At 69.1% G+C, this 1,145-nt stretch carries 1 protein-coding gene; it reads left to right on the top strand.

Going from position 1 to position 1,145, the window contains the following annotated elements; genetic code table 11:
• A partial coding sequence (locus JKL46_RS34840) for an NAD-dependent succinate-semialdehyde dehydrogenase (protein ID WP_201843025.1) occupies nucleotides 1-1,145 on the top strand: 1,145 nt, incomplete at both ends.

Here is a 1,145-nt window from a genome sequence, read left to right as displayed (position 1 = left end):
CTGATCCTGACCACCGAGCAGGGCAAGCCGCTCTCGGAAGCCAAGGCCGAGGTGCTCTCGAACGCGGCCTATATCGAGTGGTTCGCCGAGGAGGCCAAGCGCATCGACGGCGACGTCATCCCGGGGGCTGCCCCGAACCAGCGCATCCTGGTGCTGAAGCAGCCGGTCGGGGTCTGCGCCGCGATCACGCCGTGGAACTTTCCCAACGGCATGATCACCCGCAAGGTCGGCCCGGCGCTCGCCGCCGGCTGCACCATGGTGCTGAAACCCGCCGCCCAGACGCCGCTCTCGGCCTTGGCGCTGGCCGTGCTGGCCGAGCGCGCCGGGGTGCCGAAGGGGGCGTTCTCGGTGATCACCACCGATGACGCCAAGGCGATCGGCCACGAGTTCTGCCACAACCCCAAAGTGGCCAAGATCACGTTTACCGGCTCGACGCAGGTCGGGCGCTGGCTGATGAGGGAGGCGGCGGACGGCATCAAGCGGCTGTCGCTCGAGCTTGGCGGCAATGCGCCGTTCATCGTCTTCGACGACGCCGATCTCGAGGCGGCGGTCGAGGGCGCCATGGCCTCGAAGTTCCGCAATGCCGGCCAGACCTGCGTCTGCGCCAACCGGATCTATGTCCAGGCGGGCGTGGCCGAGGCCTTTGCCGCCAAGCTCACCGAGAAGGCGAAGGCGCTCAAGCTCGGGCGCGGCACCGAGGCCGGCGTGGCGATGGGGCCTTTGATCGACGCGCGCGCGGTGGCGAAGATGGAGGAGCATGTCCAGGACGTGCTCGCCAAGGGCGGAAGGCTGCTCACCGGCGGCCAGCGCTCGGGCCTTGGCGGCACGTTCTTCGAGCCCACCGTGATGAGCGGGGTGACGCAGGCGATGACGGTGACGCAGGAGGAGACCTTCGCGCCGCTGGCGCCGATCATCAGCTTTGCGGACGAGGCCGAGGTGATCGCGATGGCGAACGCGTCGGAGTTCGGGCTGGCGGCGTATTTCTATGCCCGCGACATGGCGCGGGTCTGGCGCGTGGCCGAGGCGCTCGAGAGCGGCATGGTCGGGGTCAACACGCCGGCCTTGGCGAACGAGATGGCGCCGTTCGGCGGCGTCAAGCAGTCGGGGCTTGGCCGCGAGGGCTCGAAATACGGCATCGAGGGCTT

Source organism: Microvirga zambiensis WSM3693, assembly GCF_016735695.1.
GTDB classification, from domain to species: Bacteria; Pseudomonadota; Alphaproteobacteria; order Rhizobiales; family Beijerinckiaceae; genus Microvirga; species Microvirga zambiensis.
This window is presented reverse-complemented; position numbering and strand designations above follow the sequence as displayed.